This window comes from Salsipaludibacter albus (genome assembly GCF_019798055.1).
Classification (GTDB): Bacteria; Actinomycetota; Nitriliruptoria; order Nitriliruptorales; family Nitriliruptoraceae; genus Salsipaludibacter; species Salsipaludibacter albus.
The window spans coordinates 1-260 of record NZ_JAHOPH010000076.1 but is presented as its reverse complement, the minus strand read 5'-3'; the positions used below and the strand labels follow the sequence as shown (position 1 = coordinate 260).

Sequence of the window (260 nt, the reverse complement as noted above, 5' to 3'; positions counted from 1 at the left end):
TGACCACCACCGGGCTCCATCACCGGCTGGTCGTCCAGTTCGTAGTCGTCGTCGGGGTCGTGGTCGGGGTCGTCCCCGGAGGCCTCACCGAGGTCGTCCTCGGGCGTGTCGCGGTCGGCCACGGGCGGTTCGGGCGTGGCCCCGGTCGCCGGTGCCGACGAATCGCCGGTCGGCGTGGACGCCGGGACGGTCCGCACGCCCTCGTCGTCGAGTTGCTCGGTCACCGGATCGGGTGCCGGGGCACCGGTGGGGGCCGGGAC

1 pseudogene is annotated in these 260 nt (G+C 75.0%); it reads right to left on the bottom strand.

Annotation, left to right across the window (positions count from 1 at the left end):
* Positions 1-224: pseudogene (locus KR546_RS18865) on the bottom strand (hypothetical protein); the annotation flags it as partial.
* Between the last annotated feature and the right edge of the window lie 36 nt (positions 225-260).